This window comes from Burkholderia sp. EMB26, assembly GCF_024730645.1.
In the GTDB taxonomy this organism is placed as follows: Bacteria; Pseudomonadota; Gammaproteobacteria; order Burkholderiales; family Burkholderiaceae; genus Burkholderia; species Burkholderia cenocepacia.
Genome location: NZ_CP078072.1, coordinates 350,478 through 373,680, shown reverse-complemented (window position 1 = coordinate 373,680; position 23,203 = coordinate 350,478). Strand labels below are relative to the sequence as shown.

The 23,203-nt window shown below is 70.1% G+C and carries 9 protein-coding genes and 3 pseudogenes; 4 read left to right on the top strand and 8 right to left on the bottom strand.

What is annotated here, in order from left to right; genetic code table 11:
- Window positions 1-276 precede the first annotated feature (276 nt).
- On the bottom strand, window positions 277-12,993 hold the full coding sequence (locus tag KU887_RS32015) for an autotransporter-associated beta strand repeat-containing protein (protein WP_258258803.1): 12,717 nt from the start codon (window positions 12,991-12,993) through the stop codon (window positions 277-279).
- A 737-nt stretch (window positions 12,994-13,730) separates the two neighbouring features.
- On the opposite strand from KU887_RS32015, the gene KU887_RS32010 reads away from it, so the two are divergent.
- The 4 genes and pseudogenes from KU887_RS32010 to KU887_RS31995 all read left to right on the top strand — a co-directional run.
- The gene (locus tag KU887_RS32010; RefSeq protein ID WP_006498103.1) at window positions 13,731-14,189 is read left to right on the top strand and encodes a (2Fe-2S)-binding protein; all 459 of its coding nucleotides are present in this window, start codon (window positions 13,731-13,733) and stop codon (window positions 14,187-14,189) included.
- A gap of 21 nt (window positions 14,190-14,210) precedes the next feature.
- Entirely contained in the window at window positions 14,211-16,706 is a 2,496-nt protein-coding gene (locus KU887_RS32005; protein ID WP_258258802.1) for a xanthine dehydrogenase family protein molybdopterin-binding subunit, read from the top strand.
- 102 nt (window positions 16,707-16,808) lie between these two features.
- The gene (locus KU887_RS32000; protein WP_156908367.1) at window positions 16,809-16,991 is read left to right on the top strand and encodes a hypothetical protein; all 183 of its coding nucleotides are present in this window, start codon (window positions 16,809-16,811) and stop codon (window positions 16,989-16,991) included.
- Window positions 16,961-17,335, top strand: a pseudogene (locus KU887_RS31995) (D-alanyl-D-alanine carboxypeptidase); the annotation flags it as partial. The gene KU887_RS32000 and the pseudogene KU887_RS31995, both read left to right, overlap by 31 nt.
- 249 nt (window positions 17,336-17,584) lie before the next feature.
- Here KU887_RS31995 and KU887_RS31990 read toward each other — a convergent pair.
- The 7 genes and pseudogenes from KU887_RS31990 to KU887_RS31965 form a co-directional block, all read right to left on the bottom strand.
- On the bottom strand, window positions 17,585-18,559 hold the full coding sequence (locus tag KU887_RS31990) for a type II secretion system F family protein (protein WP_258258801.1): 975 nt from the start codon (window positions 18,557-18,559) through the stop codon (window positions 17,585-17,587).
- A gap of 36 nt (window positions 18,560-18,595) precedes the next feature.
- Window positions 18,596-19,183: pseudogene (locus KU887_RS34670) on the bottom strand (type II secretion system F family protein); the annotation flags it as partial.
- Between the two features lie 92 nt (window positions 19,184-19,275).
- Window positions 19,276-19,573, bottom strand: a pseudogene (locus KU887_RS34665) (pilus assembly protein TadB); the annotation flags it as partial.
- A 35-nt stretch (window positions 19,574-19,608) separates the two neighbouring features.
- Window positions 19,609-20,976, bottom strand: a complete 1,368-nt coding sequence (locus tag KU887_RS31980; protein WP_006486287.1) for a CpaF family protein — start codon at window positions 20,974-20,976, stop codon at window positions 19,609-19,611.
- 18 nt (window positions 20,977-20,994) lie between these two features.
- On the bottom strand, window positions 20,995-22,203 hold the full coding sequence (locus KU887_RS31975; RefSeq protein ID WP_034204009.1) for an AAA family ATPase: 1,209 nt from the start codon (window positions 22,201-22,203) through the stop codon (window positions 20,995-20,997).
- A 22-nt stretch (window positions 22,204-22,225) separates the two neighbouring features.
- The gene (locus tag KU887_RS31970) at window positions 22,226-22,669 is read right to left on the bottom strand and encodes a TadE/TadG family type IV pilus assembly protein (RefSeq protein WP_006498094.1); all 444 of its coding nucleotides are present in this window, start codon (window positions 22,667-22,669) and stop codon (window positions 22,226-22,228) included.
- Complete coding sequence (locus KU887_RS31965; protein ID WP_006486283.1) at window positions 22,666-23,202, bottom strand: TadE/TadG family type IV pilus assembly protein; 537 nt, start codon at window positions 23,200-23,202, stop codon at window positions 22,666-22,668. Before KU887_RS31965 ends, KU887_RS31970 begins: the two co-directional genes overlap by 4 nt.
- Window position 23,203: the final 1 nt, after the last annotated feature.

Genomic DNA, 23,203 nt, shown 5'->3' with positions numbered 1-23,203 from the left:
GACAACCGCGGAACAGCTCGAGCGATAACGCGTGGACCCTGCCGCCGCGAAGGGGGCGCGAATCGTTCGCGGATTGCCCGATATGGCAAAGCGTTGAAACAGGTCTAAACACGCCGATACAACGGGATACCGGACACCGCGTGACGCACTTCATGAGAATCGATCTGCATAACGAAATTTCTGCAAAACGAATCAACAATCTGACGATCATCGAACGATCGTCAAACGATCGGCCGCTCACGACGATTCCATCGCAAGCGGCCGCCGCCCCTCCCCTCAGAACTTCCACAACAGATTGCCGTACAGCGCGTGGTCGCTGATGCTGCCGCCGATCTGGCCGCTGTAAGACAGCCCGAGCGACAGGTTCTTCGTGATGGCCGCATCGACACCGACCTCGAGCACTGCCGCATCACGCGCGACCGGCACGCCGGTGACGCTGAACGGCGAGCCGCCGCTCGCGAACGACAGCCTCGACGCCGGCTGCGTATTGCCGAACGCGTGCCGCCAGCCGACGGTGCCGAACGCCATGACCTTGCCCTTCGTCGTGACCGCGACGTCGGTCGAGGCCCGCACGCCGAGTGTCGAGAAGCCGAGGCCCGTCGTATCGGAATCGCCCTGCAGCGCCGCCGCGCCGCCGTTCTCCTTGAAGCCGTCGGTGTGCAGGCTGGCGTACGCGAGGCCGACGAACGGTTCGAGCGCGACGTTACGGAACGCCGTCGAGTAGCCGATCTCGGTGAACACCTGCGTCGCGTTCGCGTCGTAGCTGGCGGTATCGTGATCGGAGAAGCTGCCGAACGACGGATTGCGCTCGCTATGCACGCGGTACCACGACTGCGACACGCCACCGCGCACGTTCCACGCGTTGTACCGGCCGCTCGCGTACAGCGCGATCGTCTCGCCGTTGACCTTCGCCGACTCGTTCTGGTCGGTATTGAGCTGGCTGCGCGACGCACCGCCCGCGATACCGACGCGCCAGTGGCTGCTGACTTCCGCATCCGTGCCGACGACGAAGCCATACAGGTTGCGATCGATCGACGCGACGCCGTCGCCGTCGAACCGGCTATGCGAACCGTACAGCCGGCCCCACACCGCGGGCTTGTACGACTTGGCCGGCGTGCAGCCGTTCTCCGCGACCATGCGCCGGTCGAGCGCCGCCGAATGATCGTCCGCCGACACCGGTGCCTCGCATCCGCACAGCGCCCCGCCCGGCTGCGAACCGAGCCGCGCACGATCGAGCACCGCATCACGCACGTAGCGGCTATCCGACAACAGCACGCTGCGCGTACTCGGATACAGATCGCCGGCCAGTTGCGTGAACGCGCGGTTCGCGGTCGGCGCATCCGACGTCAGCACCGTGTCGAACAGCGGGTTGCCGGCGCCGAGCGTGCCGACCGCACCCGCCACCGCTTGCCCGTCGGGTGTCGTCGCGACCGACGAGAACGGCGTGCCGTTCGGCGTCAGCGACATCAGCACCTGCGCCGGGTTGTACGTGAGCGTCGGCGTGAGGAACGCATACGTCGAGTTCACCGCGCTGAACTGCCCTTGCACGCCCGCGCCGGCATTCACGATGGTGTAGAGCTTGCCCGGCTGGTATTGCCCGGTGGCCGCGACGACCTGTACCGATCCACCGTTGAGCGTGGCGGAGCCGGTCACGTCGAGACCGCCGCTCTGTTGCGGCGTGGCGCCGACCTGCAGCGTCGAGCCCGGCTGGAAGGTCGCGTTGCCCGCGACCTTCAGCGGCTGCCCGAGCTGGAGGACCGATGCGGTGCCGCCGCCCGACACGACCAGGCCGCCGATCGTGCCCGTCCCGGTGACGGTCGCGCCGCTGCCGACGGTCACCGGCGAGTTGGCCAGCGAACCGGTGACCGCGAGCGTGCCGCCCGTCACGGTGGTCGGCCCGGACAGCGTGTTGGTCCCGCTCAGCACCTGTGCACCCGTGCCGGCCAGCGTCAGCGGGCCGGTACCCGACAGCGTGCCCGCGAACGAGCTGGTGCCGGCGGTATTGACGGTCAGCGGCGTCGCGCCGAGGTTCACGTTCGAACCCGTCGTGCCCGACAGCGTGCCGATCGACTGCGGTGCGGCCGAACCCGTGAGGTCCAGCGTCGCGCCGCTGCCCGCGAGAATCACCGGGCTCGTCGACGCGAGGCTGCCTGCGCCGGCAAGCGCGAGCATGCTGCCGCTGCCGATCGTCGTGCCGCCGGTGTACGTGTTGGCGCCCGTCAGCGTCTGCGTGCCGCCGCCCTGCACCGCGAAGCCGCCGGTGCCGGCGATCGTGCCGCCGAACGAACCGCCCGTCGGACCGGCCACGGTCAGCGTATTGCCGCCGAGATTCACGGTCGAACCGGCGGCGCCCGACAGCGCGCTCGCCGTCTGCGGTGTCGTGGCCGCGCTGACATCGAGCGTCGCGCCGTTGCCGGCCAACGTCAGCGCGCTGCCCGCCGACAGGCCGCCGTTGCCGGCGACCGCCAGCGTGCTGCCGTTGCCGATCGTCGTGCCGCCCGTGTACGCGTTCGCGCCGCTGAGGGTCGTCGTCGACGGGCCGCTCACCGCCAGGTTGCCGCCACCGGAGATCGGGCCGCTCAGGCCGAGGTTGTTGGCGCCGCCCACCGTCAGCGTCGAACCCGCGCCAAGATTCACCGCGTTGCCGAGCGTCGTGCCCGCGACGCTGGTGCCGAGCGTGCCGCCGTTGCCGCCGACGCTCAGCGTGCCGCTGCCGAGTGCGGTCGGCGTGCCGGCGACCAGCGTGCCGCCGCCGGTGACGTTCGTGCCACCGGTGTAGGTGTTGGCACCCGACAGCGTCGTCGTCGCCGGACCGTTGACCGCGAGCGTGCCGCCACCCGAGATCGCGCCGCCCAGGCCGAGGTTGTTCGCGCCGCCGACCGTCAGCGTCGATCCCGTACCGAGGTTCACCGTGTTGTTCAACGTCGTGCCCGGCGTGCCGGCAGCCAGCGTGCCGCCCGCACCGCTCGCATTCAGCACGCCGGTACCGAGCGCCGTGTTATTCCCCGCGACCAGCGTGCCGCCACCGGTCAGGTTCGTGCCGCCCGAATACGTGTTCGCGCCGGTCAGCGTTTCGGTGCCCGTGCCCGACAACGTGAGGCTGCCGCCCGTGCCGGCGATCGTGCCGCCGTACGTGCCGCTGCCCGACCCGCCGAGCGTCAGGGTGTTGCCGCCGAGGTTCACCGTCGAACCGGCGACACCCGACAACGCGGTCGTCGTTTGCGGCGTCGTCGCACCGCTGACGTCGAAGGTTGCGCCCGCACCGGCCAGGTTCAGCGGGCTGCTGCCGGACAGGCTGCCGCCCGCGCCGATCGCCAGCGTGCCGCTGTTGATCGTCGTCGCGCCGGTGTACGTGTTGGTGCCCGTCAGCGTCTGCGTGCCGCTGCCCGACAGCGTCAACCCGCCCGTGCCGGCGACGGTGCCGCCGTACGTGCCGTTACCGGCGCCGCCCAGCGTCAGCGTGTTGCTGCCCAGGTTCACGGTCGAACCCGACACGCCCGACACTACGCCCGTGGTCTGCGGCGTCGTCGCGGCGCTCAAGTCCAGCGTGGCGCCCGTACCCGACAGATCGACCGCGCTGCCCGCCGATAGGCTGCCGCCCGCGCCGACCGCCAGCGTGCTGCCGTTGCCGATCGTCGTGTTGCCGGTGTACGAGCTGGCGCCGGTCAGCGTCGTCGTCGACGGACCGTTCACCGCGAGATTGCCGCTGCCGACGATCGCGCCGCCCAGGCCCAGATTGTTCGCACCGCCCACCGTCAGCGTCGACCCCGCGCCGAGACCGATCGCGTTGGTCAGCGTCGTGCCGGCCACGCTCGTGCCGAGCGAACCGCCTGCGCCGGTCGTAGTCAGCGCGCCCGTGCCGAGCGCCGAACCGTTGCCCGCGAGCAGCGTGCCGCCGCCGCTCAGGGTCGTGCCGCCCGTGTACGTGTTCGTCCCGTTCAGCGTTTCGGTGCCCGTGCCCGACAGCGTCAGGCTGCCGCCCGTGCCGGCGATCGTGCCGCCGAACGTCCCGTTGGCGGAACCGCCGAGCGTCAGTGCATTGCCGCCGAGGTTCACCGTCGAGCCCGCTACGCCCGACAACGCGCCAGTCGACTGCGGCGTCGTGGCGGCGCTCAGATCGAGCGTCGCCCCTGCACCGGCCAGATCGACCGCGCTGCCGCCCGACAGGCTGCCGCTCGCGCCAACCGCCAGCGTGCTGCCGTTGCCGATCGTCGTGTTGCCGGTGTACGAGCTGGCGCCGGTGAGCGTCGTCGTCGACGGGCCATTCACCGCGAGGTTGCCGCTTCCGCTGATCGCGCCGCCGAGGCCGAGATTGTTCGCACCGCCAACCGTCAGCGTCGATCCCGCACCGAGATTCACCGCGTTGCCGAGCGTCGTGCCGGCCACGCTCGTGCCGAGCGTGCCGCCCGCGCCGCTCGTGTTCAGCGCGCCCGAGCCAAGCGCCGAACCGTTGCCCGCGATCAGCGTGCCGCCGCCCGTCAGGCTCGTGCCGCCCGTATACGTGTTCGTCCCGTTCAGCGTCTCGGTGCCCGTGCCGCCCAGCGTCAGGCTGCCGCCCGCACCCGCGATCGTGCCGTCGTAAGTACCACTACCCGAACCGCCGAGCGTCAGGTTATTGCCGCCGAGGTTCACCGTCGAACCCGCGACACCCGACAGCGTGCCTGTCGTCTGCGGCGTGGTCGCGCCGCTCAGGTCGAAGGTTGCGCCCGCACCCGTCAGGCTCACCGGCGTCGTCCCCGACAGGCTGCCGCCCGCGCCGATCGCCAGCGTGCCGCTGTTGATCGTGGTCGCGCCGGTGTACGTATTGCTGCCCGTCAGCGTTTCGGTGCCGGTACCCGACATCGTCACGCCACCGGTGCCGGCGATGTTGCCCGCGTAGGTGCCGCTGGCCGACCCGCCAAGCGTCAGGTTGTTGTTGCCCAGGTTCACCGTCGAGCCGGCCACGCCCGAGATCGCGCCGGTCGATTGCGGCGAGGCGGCGCCGCTCAGGTCGAGCGTCGCGCCGGCCGCCGTCAGGCTGACCGGGCTGCTCGACGACAGGCTGCCGTTGCCGCCGATCGCGAGCGTGCCGCTGTTGATCGTGGTCGCGCCGGTGTACGTGTTGTTGCCCGTCAGCGTTTCGGTGCCGGTGCCCGACAGCGTCAACCCGCCCGTGCCGCCGATCACGCCGCCATACGTGCCGCTGCCTGCGCCGCCGAGCGTCAACGTATTGCCGCCCAGGTTGACGTTCGTGCCCGTGCCGCCGGACAGCGCGCCGCTCGTCTGCGGCGACGTGGCCGCGCTCAGGTCGAGCGTGGCGCCGGTGCCGGACAGGTCGATCGCGCTGCCCGACGACAGGCTGCCGCCCGCGCCGACCGCTAGCGTGCTGCCGCCGCCGATCGTCGTGCTGCCGGTGTAGGTGTTCGCGCCCGACAGCGTCGTCGTCGACGGACCGTTCACCGCGAGGTTGCCGCCGCCCGAGATCGCGCCGCCGAGGCCGAGACCGTTCGACCCGCCGACCGTCAGCGTCGACCCCGCGCCGAGATTCACCGCGTTGCCGAGCGTCGTGCCCGGCGTGCTCGCGGCCAGCGTGCCGCCTGCACCGCTCGTGTTCAGCGCACCGGTGCCGAGCGCCGAACCGCTGCCCGCGATCAACGTGCCGCCGCCGCTCAGGGTCGTGCCGCCCGTGTACGTGTTGTTGCCGGTCAACGTCTCGGTGCCGGTGCCCGACAACGTGAGGCTGCCGCCCGCGCCGGCGATCGTGCCGCCATACGTACCGTTGCCCGTGCCGCCGAGCGTCAGGTTGTTGCCGCCGAGATTCACCGTCGAACCGGCGACACCCGACAGCGTGCCCGTCGTCTGCGGCGTGGTCGCGCCGCTGACGTCGAAGGTTGCGCCCGTACCGGTCAGGTTCACCGGGCTGCTCGCGGACAGGCTGCCGCCCGCGCCGATCGCGAGCGTGCCGCTGTTGATCGTCGTCGCGCCGGTGTACGTGTTGGTCCCCGTCAGCGTTTCGGTGCCGGTGCCGGACAGCGTCAACCCGCCCGTGCCGCCGACCGTTCCGCCGAACGTGCCGTTGCCCGACCCGCCGAGCGTCAGCGTGTTGCCGCCGAGGTTCACCGCCGAACCCGCCGCGCCCGACAGCGTGCCGGTCGTCTGCGGCGACGTGGCCGCGCTCACGTCCAGCGTCGAGCCCGCGCCGGCCAGATCGATCGCACTGCCCGATGACAGGCTGCCGCCCGCGCCGACCGCCAGTGTGCTGCCGCCGCCGATCGTCGTGTTGCCGGTGTACGAGCTGGCGCCGGTGAGCGTCGTCGTCGACGGGCCGTTCACCGCGAGATTGCCGCTGCCGCTGATCGCGCCGCCGAGGCCGAGATTGTTCGCACCGCCAACCGTCAGTGTCGACCCCGCGCCGAGATTCACCGCGTTGCCGAGCGTCGTGCCGGCCACGCTGGTGCCGAGCGTGCCGCCTGCGCCGCTCGTGTTCAGCGCGCCCGTGCCGAGCGCCGAACCGCTGCCCGCGATCAACGTGCCGCCGCCGTTCAGGGTCGTGCCGCCCGTGTACGTGTTGTTGCCCGTCAGCGTTTCGGTGCCGGTGCCCGACAGCGTCAGGCTGCCGCCCGCACCCGCGATCGTGCCGCCATACGTGCCGTTGCCCGCGCCGCCGAGCGTCAGGGTGTTGCCGCCGAGGTTCACCGTCGAACCCGCGACACCCGACAGCGTGCCCGTCGTCTGCGGCGTGGTCGCGCCGCTGACGTCGAAGGTTGCGCCCGCACCGGCCAGATTTACCGGGCTGCTCGCGGACAGGCCGCCGCCCGCGCCGATCGCGAGCGTGCCGCTGTTGATCGTCGTCGCGCCCGTGTACGTGTTGGTGCCGGTCAGCGTTTCCGTGCCGGTGCCTGCCATCGTCAACCCGCCAGTGCCGCCGATCGTGCCTGCATAGTTACCGTTGCCGGTACCGGCCAGCGTCAGCGTGTTGCCGCCGAGATTCACGTTCGTGCCCGCCACGCCGGACAGCATCCCGCTCGTTTGCGGCGTGGTCGCCGCGCTGATGTCGAGCGCCGCGCCCGTGCCCGCGAGATCGAGCGCGCTGCCTGCCGACAGGCTGCCGCCCGCGCCGACCGCCAGCGTGCTGCCGCCGCCGATCGTCGTGTTGCCGGTATAGGTGTTCACGCCGGTGAGCGTGGTCGTCGACGGGCCGCTGACCGACAGGCCGCCGCTGCCCGAGATCCCGCCGCCGAGCCCGAGATCGTTCGCCCCCCCAACGGTCAGCGTCGCCCCCGCGCCGAGATTCACCGCATTGCCAAGCGTCGTGCCGCCGACGCTCGTGCCGAGCGAACCGCCCGCGCCCGTCACGTTCAGCGCGCCGGAACCGAGTGCGCTGCCGTTGCCTGCAATGAGCCCGCCGCCGCTCAGCGTCGTGCCGCCGCCGTACGTGTTCGTGCCGCCGAGCGTCGTGGTGCCCGCGCCGGTCTGCGCAAGCGCGCCGCCTCCGGAAATCGTGCCGCTCAGGCCGAGATCGTTCGCGCCGTTCAGCCCGAGCGTCGCGCCCGCGCCGAGCGTGACCGCGTTGCCGAGCGTCGTGCCGTTTACGCTCGCGCTCAGCGTGCCGTTGCCGGTCACGTTCAACGCGCCGGACCCGAGCGCCGTATTGTTGCCCACGCTCAGTCCGCCGCTGCTCAACGTCGTCCCGCCGCCGTAGGTGTTCGCGCCGCCGAGCGTGGTCGTGCCCGAGCCGGACTGCACGACGCCGCCTGCGCCGGAGATCGTGCCGCCCAGGCCGAAGTCGAACGCGCCACCGAGATTCAGCGTCGAACCGATGCCCAGATCGACGGCGTTCGCCAGCAGCAGGTTCGCCGTGCTTGCGCTGAGCGCGCCACCGCTGCCGGTGACGTTGAGCGAACCCGTGCCGAGCGCCGTGTTGTTGCCGACCGACAAGCCGCCGGCACCGAGCGTCGTGCCGCCCGTGTAGAGGTTCGCGCCGGTGAGCGTGGTCGTGCCGCTGCCGGTTTGCGCGAGGCTGCCGCCGCCGACGATGATGCCGCCGAGGCCCAGGTCGTTCGTGCCGCCGAGCGTCAGCGCCGAACCCGTGCCGAGATTGACGGCATTGTTCAGCGTCGTGCCGGCGACGCTCGCGGCCAGCGTGCCGCCTGCGCCGGCGAGGTTCAACGCGCCGGTACCGAGCGCCGCGCCGTTGCCGGCGACCAGCGTGCCGCCGCCCGTCAGGTTCGTGCCGCCCGTGTACGTGTTGATGCCGGTCAGCGTTTCGCTGCCCGTGCCCGACAGCGTCAGGCTGCCGCCTGCCCCCGCGATCGTGCCGCCGAACGTGCCGCTGCCGGCGCCGCCCAGCGTCAGGCCGTTGCCGCCGAGATTCACCGTCGAACCGGCTACGCCCGACAGCGCGCCGATCGCCTGCGGCAGCCCTGCGCCGCTCAGGTCGAAGGTTGCGCCGGCGCCGCCCAGATTCACTGCGCCGCCCGCGGCCAGGCTGCCGCCCGCGCCGATCGCGAGCGTGCCGCTGTTGATCGTCGTGCCGCCGCCGTACGTGTTCGCGCCGGTCAGCGTCTCCGTGCCGGTGCCGGCCATCGTCAGCCCGCCGGCACCGCCGATCGTGCCGCCGAACGTGCCGTTGCCGGAACCGCCGAGCGTCAGGGTGTTGCCGCCGAGATTCACCGCCGAGCCGGCCGCGCCGACCAGCCCGCCCGTCGTCTGCGGCGACGTGGCCGCGCTCAGGTCGAGCGTCGCGCCCGCGCCGGCCAGATCGAACACACTGCCGCCCGACAGCGCGCCGCCCGCGCCGACCGCGAGCGTGCTGCCGTTGCCGATCGTCGTGTTGCCGGTGTAGCTGCCCGCGCCCGTGAGCGTCGTGATCGACGGGCCGGTCACCGACAGATTGCCGCCGCCCGAAATCGCGCCGCCGAGGCCCAGATTGTTCGCACCGCCCACCGTCAGCGTCGCGCCCGCGCCCAGACTCACCGCGTTGCCGAGCACCGTGCCGCCGACGCTCGTGCCGAGCGAACCGCCCGCGCCCGTCACGTTCAGCGCGCCGGAACCGAGTGCGCTGCCGTTGCCGGCGATGAGCCCGCCGCCGCTCAGCGTCGTGCCGCCGGTGAACGTGTTCGCGCCGAGCAGCGTCGTCGTGCCGCTTCCGGTTTGCGCGAGCCCGCCGTCGCCGGCGATCACGCCGCCCAGGCTCAGGTCGGCCGCGCCGTTCAGGCCGAGCGTCGCGCCCGCGCCGAGATTCACCGCGTTGCCGAGCAAGGTACCGGCGACGTTCGTGGCGAGCGTGCCGCCCGTGCCCGCGACCGTCAGCGCGCCCGTGCCGAGCGCCGCGCCGTTGCCGGCGATCAGCCCGCCGCCGGTGAGCGTGGTGCCGCCCGAGAACGTGTTCGCGCCGAGCAGCGTCGTCGTGCCCGTGCCGGTTTGCGCGAGGCCGCCGTTCCCGGCGATCGTGCCGCTCAGGCCGAGATCGTTCGCGCCGTTCAGCCCCAGCGTGACGCCGGTGCCGAGGTTCACCGCGTTGCCGAGCGTCACGCCGGGCACGCTCGCGCCGAGCGAAGCCGAGCCGTTGACGTCGAGTGCGCCGAGACCGAGCGCAGTCCCGCTTCCGACCACCAGGCTGCCGCCCGTCAGCGCGGTGCCGCCCGCATACGTGTTGTTGCCGGTGAGCGCCTGCGAGCCGGTGCCGGCAAGCGTCAGCCCGCCCGCCCCGCCGATGTCGCCCGCGAAGACGCCGCTGCCGCTGCCGGCCAGCGTCAGGTTGTTCGCCCCGAGATCGATCGTCGAACCCGCGACACCCGACAGCGTGCCGATCGACTGCGGAGTGGTCGCGCCGCCGATGTTGAAGTGCGCACCGGCGCCCGTCAGGTTGACGGGGCTCGACGCGGCGAGGCTGCCGCCCGCGCCGATCGCGAGCGTGCCGCTGCCGATCGTGGTGCCGCCGGTGAACGTCTCGGCCGCGGTGAGCGTCGTCGTGCCCGGGCCGTTCACGGACAGGCCGCCGGCACCGGAGATGAGCCCGCTCAGGCCGAGATCGTTCGGGCCGCCAACCGTCAGCGCCGCGCCCGCGCCGAGCTGGATCGCGTTGCCGAGCACGGTGCCGCCGACGGTCGTGCCGAGCGAGCCGCCCGTGCCCGTCACGTTCAACGCCCCCGTGCCCAGTGCGGCGCCGTTGCCGGCGAGGAGTCCGCCGCCGCTCAGCGTCGTGCCGCCCGAGAACGTGTTCGCGCCGCTCAACGTCGTGATGCCCGAGCCGATTTGCGCGAGACCGCCACTCCCGGCGATCACGCCGTTCAGGCCCAGATCGTTCGCGCCGGTCAACGCGAGCGTCGCGCCTGCGCCGAGATTCACCGCGTTGCCCAGCGCGGTGCCGTTCACGCTCGCGCCGAGCGCACCGCCCGTACCGGCGACGTTCAGCGCGCCGCTGCCGAGCGCCGTATTGCTGCCGGCGAGCAGCGTGCCGGCGCTCAGCGTCGTGCCGCCGCCGAAGGTGTTCGCGCCGGACAGCGTCGTCGTCCCCGTGCCGCTCAGCACGAGACCGCCGGTGCCGCCGATCGCGCCGCTCAGGCCGAGGTCGTTCGCGCCGTTCAGCGTCAGCGATGCGCCGTTCAGGTTGATGCCGTTCGCGAGTGCCGCGCCGGCGGCCAGATCCGCGCTCAGCGAACCGCCGAGGCCGCTCACGTTCAACGCGCCGCCGATACCGAGCGCACTGCCGCCTTCGACGATCAGGCTGCCGCCGCCCGTCAGGCTCGCGCCGCCCGTGAACGTGTTCGCGCCGGACAGCGTCGTGGCGCCGGTGCCGCCGAGCGCCAGGCTGCCCGCGCCCGAGATCGCGCCGCTCAGGCCGAGATCGGCTGCGCCGTTCAGGCCGAGCGTCGCGCCCGCGCCCAGGTTGACCGCATTGCCGAGCACGGTGCCGCCGACGTTCGTCGCGAGCGTGCCGCCCGTGCCGGATACGTTCAGCGCGCCCGTGCCGAGCGCCGCGCCGTTGCCGGCGACGAGGCCGCCGCCGCTCAGCGTCGTGCCGCCCGTGAAGGTGTTCGTCCCGAGCAGCGTGGTCGTGCCGGCACCGGTTTGCGCCAGTTGGCCACTCCCGCCGATCACGCCGCCGAGGCTCAGGTCGACCGCGCCGTTCAGGCCGAGCGTCGCGCCCGCGCCAAGATTCACCGCATTGCCGAGCACGGTGCCGCCGACGTTCGTGGCGAGCGTGCCGCCCGTCCCGGATACGTTCAGCGCGCCTGTGCCGAGCGCCGCGCCATTGCCGGCGATCAACCCGCCACCGCTCAGCGCCGTGCCGCCCGAGAACGTGTTCGCGCCGAGCAGCGTCGTCGTGCCCGTGCCGCTTTGCGCAAGGCCGCCGTTACCGGCGATCGTGCCGCCGAGACTCAGGCCGTTCGCCCCGTTCAGGCCGAGTGTGGCGCCTGCATCGAGATTGACCGCATTGCCGAGCAGCGTGCCGCCGACGTTCGTCGCGAGCGAGCCGCCCGTGCCGGTCACGTGCAGCGCGCCCGTGCCGAGCGCCGCGCCCGTGCCGGCGACGATCCCGCCGCCGCTCAGCGTCGTGCCGCCCGCGAACGTGTTCGGGCCGAGCAGCGTCGTGATGCCCGGGCCGGTTTGCGCCAGCCCGCCGTTGCCGGCGATCGCGCCGCTCAGCCCGAGACCGGCCGAGCCGTTCAGGCCCAGCGTGACGCCGGTATCGATATTGACCGCGTTGCCGAGCAGCGTGCCGCCGACGCTCGTGCCGAGCGTGCCGCCCGCGCCCGACACGTTCAGCGCGCCGCCGCCGAGCGCGTCGCTCGTGCCGACGAGCAGCCCGCCGCCGCCCGTCAGATTCGTTCCGCCGACGAATGTATTGACGCCGTTCAATGCCAGCGTGCCGGTGCCATGCGCGTTCAGCATGCCGACGCCGCCGATCGAGCCCGACAATGCAAGCCCGTTCGCACCGTCCACCGTCAGGCTGCCGTTCAGCGTCACGTTGTTGAGCAGATTCACGCCGGCCGCGCCGGCCTCGAGCGTGCCGCCGCCGGCGACGATCGTGCCGGTGCCCAGCGCACCCGCGCCGTGGACGATCGCGGTGCCGCCGGTCAGCGACGCGTTCCCCGCCGTCGATGCGCCGGTGATGTCCCACGTGCCGCCCTGCACGGCGAGGTTGTTGAAATTGCCGAACGTATCGATCGCGATGGCGCCGTTCGCCGCACCGCCGGCGGCCGGGTTCAGTTGCAGGTTCAGCGTGTTGTTGCCGCCCACGCCCGCATCGACGCCGAGCCCGACCGACGACCCGGTCTGCGCATTGAACGTGTTCGACGTGCCGAGCGCCGCGCCCAGCGACACGTTGCCCGTGACGGTGCCGGCGTTGGTGAACGTGTTCCCCGCGCCCGGTGTCCCGCTGGGTGCGAGCACCACCGAACCGTTGATCGCGCCGCCGCTCGCGTTGGTGAAGTTGACCTGTGCACCGCCCGACGTGGTCACGACCTGCGCGGTGGGCCCCGCGCTGAAGCCGAGCAGGCCGGTCGTTCCGATCGTGCCGGCGTTCGTGATGTTCGTCGTGCCGCCGATACCGTTGTAGACCGTCAGCGCGGGCCCGTTGAGCAGCGAGCTCGTCGAGCCCATCATCACGCCCGTGCTGGCGTTCGTGACGTTGACCGTGCTCGCCGACGCGATATTGCCGACGACCGTGCCGTTCGACACGAGGCTCAAGCCGGACAACGCGGGGTCGATCCTGCCGTTGTTGGTCAGCGTGACGCCGCTGCCCGTCAGCGACAGCGCGGTGCCGCCGATCAGCGGCACCACGGAGACGGTCGCGCCGGACCCGACGGTCAGGTTGAGATTGTTCGCGCCGTTCGAATAGGTGGTGGTGGCTCCGGTACAACTGACGGTCGTGGTTCCGACGCAGGCGGCCAGTGCATCGGCGGGAACGATCCCGGCGCCGACCAGCGCGACCAGCATGCCGGTCGGCACGAGGAGTTTCGGACGTGCTTCCGCGCGCTTTTTGTTCGAGCCCATGCGCATACGCATAATCACACCTTCCCATAAGAGAATCGACGACACCGGGCATTCCCTCGCCGCATTCAAAATGCCGAAGGTAAATACCGGAATACGCTATTCGATGTTTTTTGGAAAAACACCGTCCCGTCACCAGTCCGAAGCGGATGGCTGGATTAAAAACAAACGAGAATCAATCGGCGAGAATTATTGAATCGGCATATTTTACTTTTAAGCCCCCTTCGTCACCCGGTAAATTTTCCACTAATTAGAAACGATTGTTTTTCATCAAACCAGGGCATTGCCCCGGCGAGCGGCTTTCCTCGCACCTCTGTCTATACAGGCCAACGAGGCCTCCACGCCGAAATCCTGCAGCGACGGGGCCTCCCGCCCGACAATCAAACGCCGGCCCGGTGCCGTCGAACAACCGTGCATCCCTTGCCCCGCCTGTCGTTTGGTCGGTGCCTGCCGTCCGATCCACGTGTCTCCCGGAGTGATCGCGAGTCAAATATAGGCTCGACTCGCAAACGTTTTCCATGGGGCCGACATTTTTTTGGCAAAACTCAACACTCTTTCATCTTCATTAACTACTTTGCATTCCGGATGAAAGCGATTCTTATTAAATTAATCACGCAAATTATTAAGAAAGGCAAAAAACTCAAATTCCCGGATGCCGACTTTTTACCGGATCTGCTTTAATTGATTCAGATCCGCCGCATTGTCTTTTTGGTCCGCGGGCGATAACGAGGTGTCCAAGGGAGAACTTCACGATGGTGACGTTGAATATCAACGACCGGCCGGCCGAGATCGACGCCGATCCGTCGACGCCGGTGCTCTGGGTGCTGCGCGACAACCTCGGGTTGACCGGCACCAAGTTCGGATGCGGCACCGGCGACTGCGGCGCCTGCACCGTGCATGTCGACGGCCGCCCGGCCCGAAGCTGCACGCTGGCGCTGTCGGCGGTCGGGAATGCGCGCATCACGACGTCCGAACATCTCGCCGACGATGCGGTCGGCAAGGCCGTCCTCGACGCGTGGCTCCGGCACGACGTCGCGCAATGCGGCTACTGCCAGAGCGGCCAGATGATGAGCGCGGCCGGCCTGCTACGCGGCAACAAGGCGCCGACCGACGCCGACATCGACCGCGCGATGGCCGGCAACCTGTGCCGTTGCGCGACTTACCAGCGCATCCGTGCCGCGATTCACGATGCGGCTCGCGCGCTTGCCTGAGCCTGCCGGGAGACTTTGACCATGCGTATCCGCACTTTCGGGCGTCCGGCAAGCGCCGACGCCCCCCACCGCGATGCATCCTCCGTCACCGGAGCCGATGCTCCGATGCCCGGCCGGCGCGGCTTCCTGAAGCTGACGATGGCGGCGAGCGGCTGCCTCGCGCTCGGCATCGCGCCGACGCGGGCGCGGGCCGAAGCCGGCAGAACCGTTCAGCCTTCGCCACCTCAAGCATTCCTGATCATTGCGCCGGACAACACCGTGACCGTTGCCGTCAACCGCACCGAGTCCGGCCAGGGCGTCAGCACCGCGCTGCCGATGGCGCTGGCCGACGAACTCGACGCCGACTGGCGCAACGTGCGCACCGTGCTCGCGCCGGCGGGCGAGCCGTACAAGGACCCGGTGACGGGTATCCAGATGACGGCCGGCTCGACGTCGGTCAATCACTCGTTCGCGCAGTACCGCGAACTCGGCGCCTCCGCTCGCGCGATGCTCGTCGCCGCGGCCGCGCAGCGCTGGAAGGTCGATCCCGCCACCTGCCGGACGGCGAACGGTGTCGTGACGTCCGGCAACTACCGCGCGACCTACGGCGAACTCGCACCGGCCGCGATGGCGATGCCGGTACCGCAGCGGGTGTCGTTGAAGTCGCCGGACCAGTTCCGCATCATCGGCAAGCCGACGCCGCGCATCGACGCGCGCGGGATGCTCGACGGCACGCTCAAGTACGGGATGGATTGGCGTCTGCCGGACACGATGGTGGCCGTGGTCGCGCGCCCGCCGCGCTTCGGCGGCAAGGTCGCGAGCTACGATGCGGCCGCGGCCCGCGCCGTCAAGGGCGTGGTCGAGGTCGTCGAGATTCCGACCGATCGCGGCGGCACCGGCGTGGCCGTGATCGCGAACGGCTACTGGCCGGCCAAGCTCGGCCGCGATGCGCTGAAGATCACGTGGAAGGACGCCGGCTCGACCGTCACGTCATCCGAACAGATGCAGGCGTACAAGCAGCTCGCCGGCACGCCGGGCACCGTGGTGCGCACGGCCGACGCGGGCAGCGCGCCGCCGGCGGCCACGCGCATTCGGAAGGATTACGAATTTCCGTATCTCGCGCATGCGGCGATGGAGCCGCTCAGCTGCACGGTCGACGTCGGGCCGGCGAGCTGCGCGTGCGGGATCAAGATCTGGGGCGGCTCGTCGCTGCAGACGAGCGACCGCGCGGCGGTCGCGAAGGCGCTCGGCGTCGCGCCGGAGAAAGTCCAGATCTTCACGCTGACGTCGGGCGGCGACTATGGCCGGCGCTCGACGCCGACGTCGGACTACGTGGTCGAAGCCGCCCACGTGTCCGCCGCATACCTCGCGGCCGGCCATCTCGGCCCGGTCAAGACGATCTGGACGCGCGAGGATGATCTGCGCGGCGGCTATTACCGCCCGATGGTGCTGCATCGCGTCGACATCGGCGTGGACGGCAGCGGCGCGGTGCGCGACTGGCAGCATGTGGTCGTCGGCCAGTCGGTGCTGAAGGGCTCGCCGCTCGAGCGCACGACGATGCTCAAGCGCGGCACCGATCCCAACCTGACCGAAGGCGTCGCGAACAGCCCGTACGGCTTCCCGATGCAGGTATCGGTCCATCAGACCGACGCCGACGTGCCGGTCCAGACCTGGCGCTCGGGCGGCAACACGCATACGGCGTTCGTGATGGAAACGCTGGTCGACGAGCTCGCGCACTCGGCGCGGCAGGATCCGGTCGCGTACCGGATGGCGCGGCTGGCCGGCCCCGAGCACACCGCGCATCGCCAGGCGCTCGCGCTGGCCGTCGACAAGTCCGGCTACGGCATCCGCACGCTGCCGGCCGGGCGCGCGTGGGGGGTCGCGATGCACGAAACGGCCGGCTCGGTCGTCGCGTACGTGACGGAAGTGTCGATCGAAGCGCAACAACCGCGCGTGCATCGCGTGACGGCCGGTGTGTATGCGGGGCGCATCGTCAACCCGACCGGTGCGGAAGCGCAGATCCAGGGCGGCGCGCTGTTCGGTCTCGCGACGACGAAGCCGGGCTTCGCGATCGACGTCGACCATGGCGCGGTCCGCAACGCCGGGTTCGCCGACTATTCGCCGATACGCATGCAGGAAGCGCCGCCGGTGGATGTCTTCTTCGTTCCGTCGGACGCTCAGCCGACCGGGCTGAGCGACGCCGGCGTGCCGCCGATCGCGCCGGCGGTGGCCAACGGGGCGTTCGTGCTGACCGGCGAGCGGGTGCATGCGTTGCCGTTCGCGCCGATGCTGGTCGCGGCGGCCGCGCCCGCGATGCCGGCGGCCCCCGCGGCGGCGGCCGACGAGGATCCGTACGGCGACCTGCCGGCCGGCGGCTGCCGGTTGCCGCACAAGGTCAAGCCGGCCGCGTTGAAGCCCAAGGCCGATCAAAGCCACGCGGGCGTCGGCCAGGCGCCCACGGTGCCGAAATTCCTGCGGCCGAAACGGCGCGCCGGGATTCCGTGCATCGACGAACTGAAGAAAGGAACGGTGACGTAGCCAGCCCGGCCAGCGCGACGGCGGGACCTCGTTCCCGCCGTCGCGTTCCCCCTCCGCACGACGAACGCGCGCCTGTTCGCACCGCTCGGCCTGAGCATCACGTTGCTGCCGCCGCAAGCGAATACGGCGCTGCCGGCGCCCGCGCCGCACGGCTATCAATGGGGCACCAATGCGGAGACGATCGATAGCGACGCGCTGTCGCCCGAACGCCAGGCGGCAGCGAAGAACGCCACGCTGCAGCCGACCGACCTGACCGGCGTCAATACGTCGGCATCTCGACCGTGACCGAACTGGCCGTGTACGTGCAGCGAATGGTCGGCGGCGGCTACCTCGACGCCGACCTGCAGGCGCAACGCCTCGCCAGTTGCACGCCGACCGATCCGTCCGATCCGAGATCGGCCGATTACTGCATGGGTCTCGCGCGATTCGGAACGTTCTCCGGGCACACGGGCGAGATACCGGGCTTCGAACCCTTCATGGGCTACGACCCGGCAACGAAAACGGCGATCGTCGCGTGGACCACCACGGCCGCCGCGCCCAACGGACGCTCACCGGCCAACGTGATCGCGCAGATCATCATGGGCGAGCTCAGCAAGGCGGCGGAAGTGCCGGGCGAAGGGCGGCCGTGACGCGGCGGCGCCGCGGCGGTTAGCAGTAGGGGGCAGCCGTGAAGGCGGTGGACTACGGCTTGTTCCATGGCCGACCATGGGTCCAGGATGCATTGACGCCGCTATGGTCGACCTGTCTCGCGGCGCCGCCTGGGGAGGGAGCCTCCATGAAGCCTGTTGCCGTGCCGGCCGCCGGATGGCCAGCGGGTGGCCCGGGGGCCGGCACATCCAGCCTTTATCGATGCGCGCGAAGCCGCATCCGCGCGCCGCTCACTGCGCGATGCCAACGAACGTCGGCAGCAGCACGCGATAGACGTGAATCATCGCCGGGCCGAGCAGCACCACCATCAGCGCGGGAAAGATGCAGAAGATCAGCGGGAACAGCAGCTTCAGCGCGATCTTCGCCGCCCGTTCCTCCGCGCGCGTCCGGCGCCGCGTGCGCAGCATGTCGGACAGCACGCGCAGCGATTCGCTGATGCTCGTGCCGAACCGGTCGGCCTGGATCAGCATCGCGCAGAACGACTCGATGTCCTCCACGCCGGTGCGCAGCGCGAGATTGCGCAGCGCCGTCTCCTTCGTGAAGCCGGAGCGCATCTCGAGCAGCAGCAGGTCGAGTTCGCTCGCGACCACCTCGCTGCGAAACCGCAGCTCCTCGCTCACCTTCATCAGCGCCGCGTCGAGCCCGAGCCCCGCTTCGACGCACACCGTCAGCAGGTCGAGCGCGTCCGGGAAATCCTCGAAGATCTTCTGCTGGCGCACCTTGACCCGCTGCGACAGCACCACGTTCGGGATGTAGTAGCCGATCCCCGCGAGCGCCACGAGGATCACCGACAGCAGCGCGCGCTCGTCGCCAAGCGACGTCGTGATCAGCACCAGCAGCGCCGCGCACGGCAGGCCGAGCGCGAGCATCGTCTTCGCGGTGAAGTACAGCGCGGCCGCGCTCGGGTTGCGCCAGCCGGCATTCATCAGCCGGATGCGCAGCGGCGAATTCTCCCAGCCCTCCTTCGGCACCGACAGCTTCGAGATCGGGGTGGACAACTCGACCAGCTTCGCGACCCAGCGCGACGCCAGGTCGTCGCCGTCGCCCGGGCCGGCGATGGCGCCCGCCCCGGCGCCGCCCGCCTGCTCGATCCGGCGCTGGATGCTGCGCGGCGCGAACAGCAGCATCGCGACGAGCACGCCGCCGGCCACGAAGATGAACAAGCCGCCCAGCATCACGGCCTGGACCACGCTCAGGTTTTGCATGACAACCTCGCAACGGTTCGTTATTCGGCTCGCGCGTCAGACGCGAATGCGGACGATACGGCGGATCCAGAACAGGCCGAACAGCATCGACACCAGCATCGTGCCGACCATCCGGATCCCGGCCGGATCCTCCCAGAGCACCGACAGGAATTCGCGGTTCAGCAGCGCCATCACCGCCGCGGTACCGAACGGCAGCAGCCCGAGAATCCACGCGGACAGCCGTCCTTCCGCCGACAGCACGCGCACCTTGTCGAACAGCTTGAAGCGCTCGCGAATGAGTCCGGCGATGCTGTCGAGCAACTCGGCCAGGTTGCCGCCCGTCTCGCGCTGGATCAGCACCGCGATCACGAAGTAGCGCAGATCCTGCACCGGCACGCGCGTCGCGAGATTCATCAGTGCGTCGTGCAACGACACGCCGTAGTTGACCTCGTCGAACGTGACGCGGAATTCGCCGCCCATCGGCTCGGAAAACTCGTCGCCGACCATCCCGAGCGTGCTCGTGAACGAATGACCGGAACGCAGCGCGCGCGCGATCATGTCGCAGATGTCCGGCAATTGCCGCTCGAGCTTGCGCATCCGCCGGGCGCGGCAGCGCAGCACGTACAGCATCGGCAGCCAGCCGGCGAACAGCGCGAGCGGCACCGCGGCGAGCTGCGGCAACCGCATGAAACTCGCCACGAACCACGTGAGCGCCGCGAACGTCGCGCTGAGCGTGATCAGCTTCGGCAGCGTCCAGTCGAGGCCCGACTGCTGGATCACGAGATCGAGCGTATGCACGCGCGGCAGGCGCAGCAGCAGCCGGTCGAACGGCTTCGACTCGTCGAGCATCCGCTTCTTCAGGATCGACAGCCGCTCCTGCTGGACGTTGCCGCCGGCCGACATCGCGCGAATGCGCGATTCGATCCGGCGCGCGGCGGTGCCGTGCCGCGCGTTCCACCATTGATAGATGCCTTCGATCGACAGCACGACCGCGACGAAGGTGAGAATCACAAAACCGTAAAAGATCGCATTCATGAGGCCTCTCCCCGGCAGCACACGGCGCCCTGGCGTCAATCCGTCTCGTAACGCACGGACGGGTCGTACAGCGAATCCGGCAGGTTGATGCCGAACGCCTGCAGCCGCTCGACGAACTTCGGCCGCACGCCGGTCGCGCAGAAGTGGCCGCGCACCGAGCCGTCGCGGTCCACGCCGGTGCGCTTGAACGTGAAGATCTCCTGCATGTTGATGATGTCGCCTTCCATTCCGGTCAGTTCCTGGATGCTGATGATCTTGCGTTTGCCGTCGGTCAGCCGCGCCGCCTGCACGACCACCGAGATCGCCGACGCGATCTGCTGGCGCATCGTCTTCGGCGGCAGCGTGAGGCCGGAGACGCTGACCATGTTCTCGAGCCGCGTCAGCGCGTCGCGCGGCGTGTTCGCGTGAATCGTCGCGAGCGAGCCTTCGTGACCGGTGTTCATCGCGTTGAGCATGTCGAGCGCTTCGGCGCCGCGCACTTCGCCGAGGATGATCCGGTCCGGGCGCATCCGCAGCGCGTTGCGCACCAGCGTGCGCTGCGTGATCTCGCCCTTGCCCTCGATGTTCGGCGGGCGCGTTTCGAGCCGCAGCACGTGCGGCTGCTGCAGTTGCAGCTCGGCGGCGTCCTCGATCGTCACGATCCGCTCGTTGCGCGGAATGAAGCCGGACAGGATGTTGAGCAGCGTCGTCTTGCCGCTGCCGGTGCCGCCCGACACCAGCACGTTCACCTTCGCGCGCGACAGCGCGTCGAGCAGCTCGGCCATCGGCGGCGTCAGGCTGTGGAAGCGCACCAGGTCGTCCATCTTCAGCGGATTGACCGCGAAACGCCGGATCGACATCAGCGGCCCGTCGATCGCGGACGGCGGGATGATCGCGTTCACGCGCGAACCGTCCGGCAGCCGCGCGTCGACCATCGGGCTCGATTCGTCGATGCGGCGCCCGACGCGCGACACGATCTTCTCGATCACCTTCATCAGGTGCGCGTCGTCGTAGAACGTCACGTCGGTCAGTTCGAGCTGGCCGCAGCGCTCGACGTAGACCTGCCGGTAGGTGTTCACGAGGATGTCGGAAATGCCGGGGTCGCGCAGCAGCGCCTCGAGCGGGCCGAAGCCGAACATTTCGTCGTACACGTCGATCGCGAGCTGGCGCCGCTCGATGTCGTTCGCCGGCAGCCGCTCCTCGTCGAGGATGCGCGCGATCAGCGCGCCGATCTCCATGCGGACCTGATCCTGGTGCAGCCGCGACAGGCGCTCGAGCTCGACGCGCTCGAGCACGGCCAGGTGGATTTCGCGACGCAGCTTCTGGTATGCGTCGCGCACCGACGAATGCGCCGGGCCGGCCGGTTCGTTGCCTGCCGCCAGCGGCTGGGCCCGGTGCAAGGACATCTGTTCGCGCAATGACATGATGATTCCCCGAAAGAATTACATCGACTTGAGCTTCGGCGTGGCCTTGCGGCCGAACAGCCGGGACATCAACGGTTCGCTGTGCGTCGCGCTGCGTCCCGCGCGCACGTCGCCGTCGACGAGTTGCTTCGCGCAGCCCTGCAACGCACGCGCGACCGCCGAGCCGCGCGCGAGCCGCGACACCGGATGGCCCTGGTTGATCGCTTCGAGCACGGTCTCGGCGTCGTCGGGAATCGTGCAGGCCGCCTGCAGGCCGAGCACTTCCTCGAGCGCGGTGCGGGTCCGCTCGCTCGCGCGCGTCGCGCGGTTCACGATCAGCCGCAGCTGGTCGGTCGAGTAGCCGAGCGACACGAGGATCTCCAGCAGCCGGCGGCCGGCGCGCACGTGCGGCATCGCGGGCTGCAGCACGATCTGGATCTGGTCGCTGCGATCGAGCGCGACCATCGACAGCGGGTTGATGCCGACGCCGACGTCGAAGATCACGAAGTCGTAGCGCGGCGCGGCGACGCCGAGAATCCACTCGAGCGCGTCCTCGCGCATCTCGGCGGCCTTGACCGGGTCGCCGGCGCCCGCGAGCACGTGGAAGTTTTCCGTCACGTGCGCGACGCTCGCGTCGAGAAACGCGCTGTCGAGCCGCTCGATCTGCGCGCACAGCTGCGGCAGCGTCGACGGCGGGGTTTCGTCGCTGACGAGGAACGCCGCGTCGGCGAACTGCTGGTTCACGTCGATCAGCAGCACGCGGCGCTTGAAGCCCTCGGCGATCTCGAACGCGACGTTGCCGGCCGCGAAGCTCGTGCCGGCTCCGCCCTTGCACGACATGAACGACACGATCCGCGTGTCGTCGGTATCGCGCCGCGTGCTTTGCGCGGCCGCCCGCCCGAGCGCGTGGCCGAGCGCCTGCGGGTCGAGCGGCCACTGCAGCACGTCGCGTGCGCCGGCGCGCATCGCGTCGAGCAGCACGTGCGGCGACGCGTCGGCCGTCACGAGGATGCAGGTCAGGCCCGCGTGCGCGCGGCAGATGCGCTCGATCGCCGGCAGCTCGGACGGCTCGAGCGACGTGCCGTCGACCAGCAGGATGTCGAACGCGTCGAGCCCGTCGGTGCGATGCTCGATCTGCGACGGGCGGCCGGTCGCACGGGTCGTGCGATAGCGTCCGCAGTCGGCCACGAGACGCGCGATCTGCGTGAGCCGCGCGGTATCGTCGGAAGCTACGAGGATGTTGATCATGTCGTGTGCCTCGTGTGTTCGATTAGTTGCAGGCGGAGCCGCCCGTCGCGGAGCTCAGGCTTTCGCGCGGCAGCGTCGTCGTGAACGGCGGCATCCTGACCGTGACGTTCACGAACGGGATCATGGTCTTGACGGTGACGTTCGTGACGCTCACCGTCACGAACGAGCACGTGTTGATGTCGCAACTCGTCGGCGTGTAGCTGACCGACACGTTCGCGTCCGACAGCAGCGGCAGCAGCGACCGCACGCGCTTCACGACGCCGGCGGCGTTCACGTCGCAGACGACCGCCGTGCGCGCGCCGAGACGCACGGCCTCGCTCGCGGTATTCCAGTAGAACAGCACGCGACCGAATTCGAAGATGCCGATCAGCAGCATGATCAGCACCGACGCGATGAGGGCGAACTCGACGATCGCGACACCGCGCTGGGCGCGCCGGCGTGATGGCGGAAAGCGGCGTGCGTTCATGACACTTGCCTCATCACGGTGACGATGTTGCCGAAGGTGATCGACGGCAGTCCCGGGTACGCGGGAATCGGCTGGTACTTGTAGCCGCTGATCTTCACTTCGACGACGTTGATCGCGCCCGCCGCCGAGCCGCTCGACGAACTGTTGTTGTCCGCGTCGTAGGTCGGCAGGTTCGCGAACTGCGACGGGTCGGATGCGTCGCTGCAGCCGGTCGTGTGCTGTGCGTCGCAGATCGTGACCATCGACGTCTTGAGCCCGGGCACCAGCTCGCTGCCGGCCGAGCCGCACGTCGTGCTGCCGTACACGACCAGGCACTGCGCCTGCGCCACCGGATACGCGCTGTCGGTCGGCAGCCAGACCGACAGGTAGCGCGCCGCGTCGCGGGTCGCCTTGGTCAGCGTCTCGTACTGGTAGATCGCGCGGCCGAACTCCGCCACGCCGGTCGCCAGCATGATCATCGGCATCAGCACGAGCGCGAACTCGACGGCGACGGCGCCGCGGGCGCGCGAACGACGAATCGACGGCTTCTTCATG

Bases quoted from the DNA above. Each gene is read 5' to 3' on its own strand.
- KU887_RS31975 (WP_034204009.1), bottom strand. From the start codon at position 22,203: ATGATCAACATCCTCGTAGCTTCCGACGATACCGCGCGGCTCACGCAG.
- KU887_RS32005 (WP_258258802.1), top strand. From the start codon at position 14,211: ATGCGTATCCGCACTTTCGGGCGTCCGGCAAGCGCCGACGCCCCCCAC.
- KU887_RS31980 (WP_006486287.1), bottom strand. From the start codon at position 20,976: ATGTCATTGCGCGAACAGATGTCCTTGCACCGGGCCCAGCCGCTGGCG.
- KU887_RS31970 (WP_006498094.1), bottom strand. From the start codon at position 22,669: ATGAACGCACGCCGCTTTCCGCCATCACGCCGGCGCGCCCAGCGCGGT.
- KU887_RS32015 (WP_258258803.1), bottom strand. From the start codon at position 12,993: ATGCGTATGCGCATGGGCTCGAACAAAAAGCGCGCGGAAGCACGTCCG.
- KU887_RS32010 (WP_006498103.1), top strand. From the start codon at position 13,731: ATGGTGACGTTGAATATCAACGACCGGCCGGCCGAGATCGACGCCGAT.
- KU887_RS31965 (WP_006486283.1), bottom strand. From the start codon at position 23,202: ATGAAGAAGCCGTCGATTCGTCGTTCGCGCGCCCGCGGCGCCGTCGCC.
- KU887_RS31990 (WP_258258801.1), bottom strand. From the start codon at position 18,559: ATGCAAAACCTGAGCGTGGTCCAGGCCGTGATGCTGGGCGGCTTGTTC.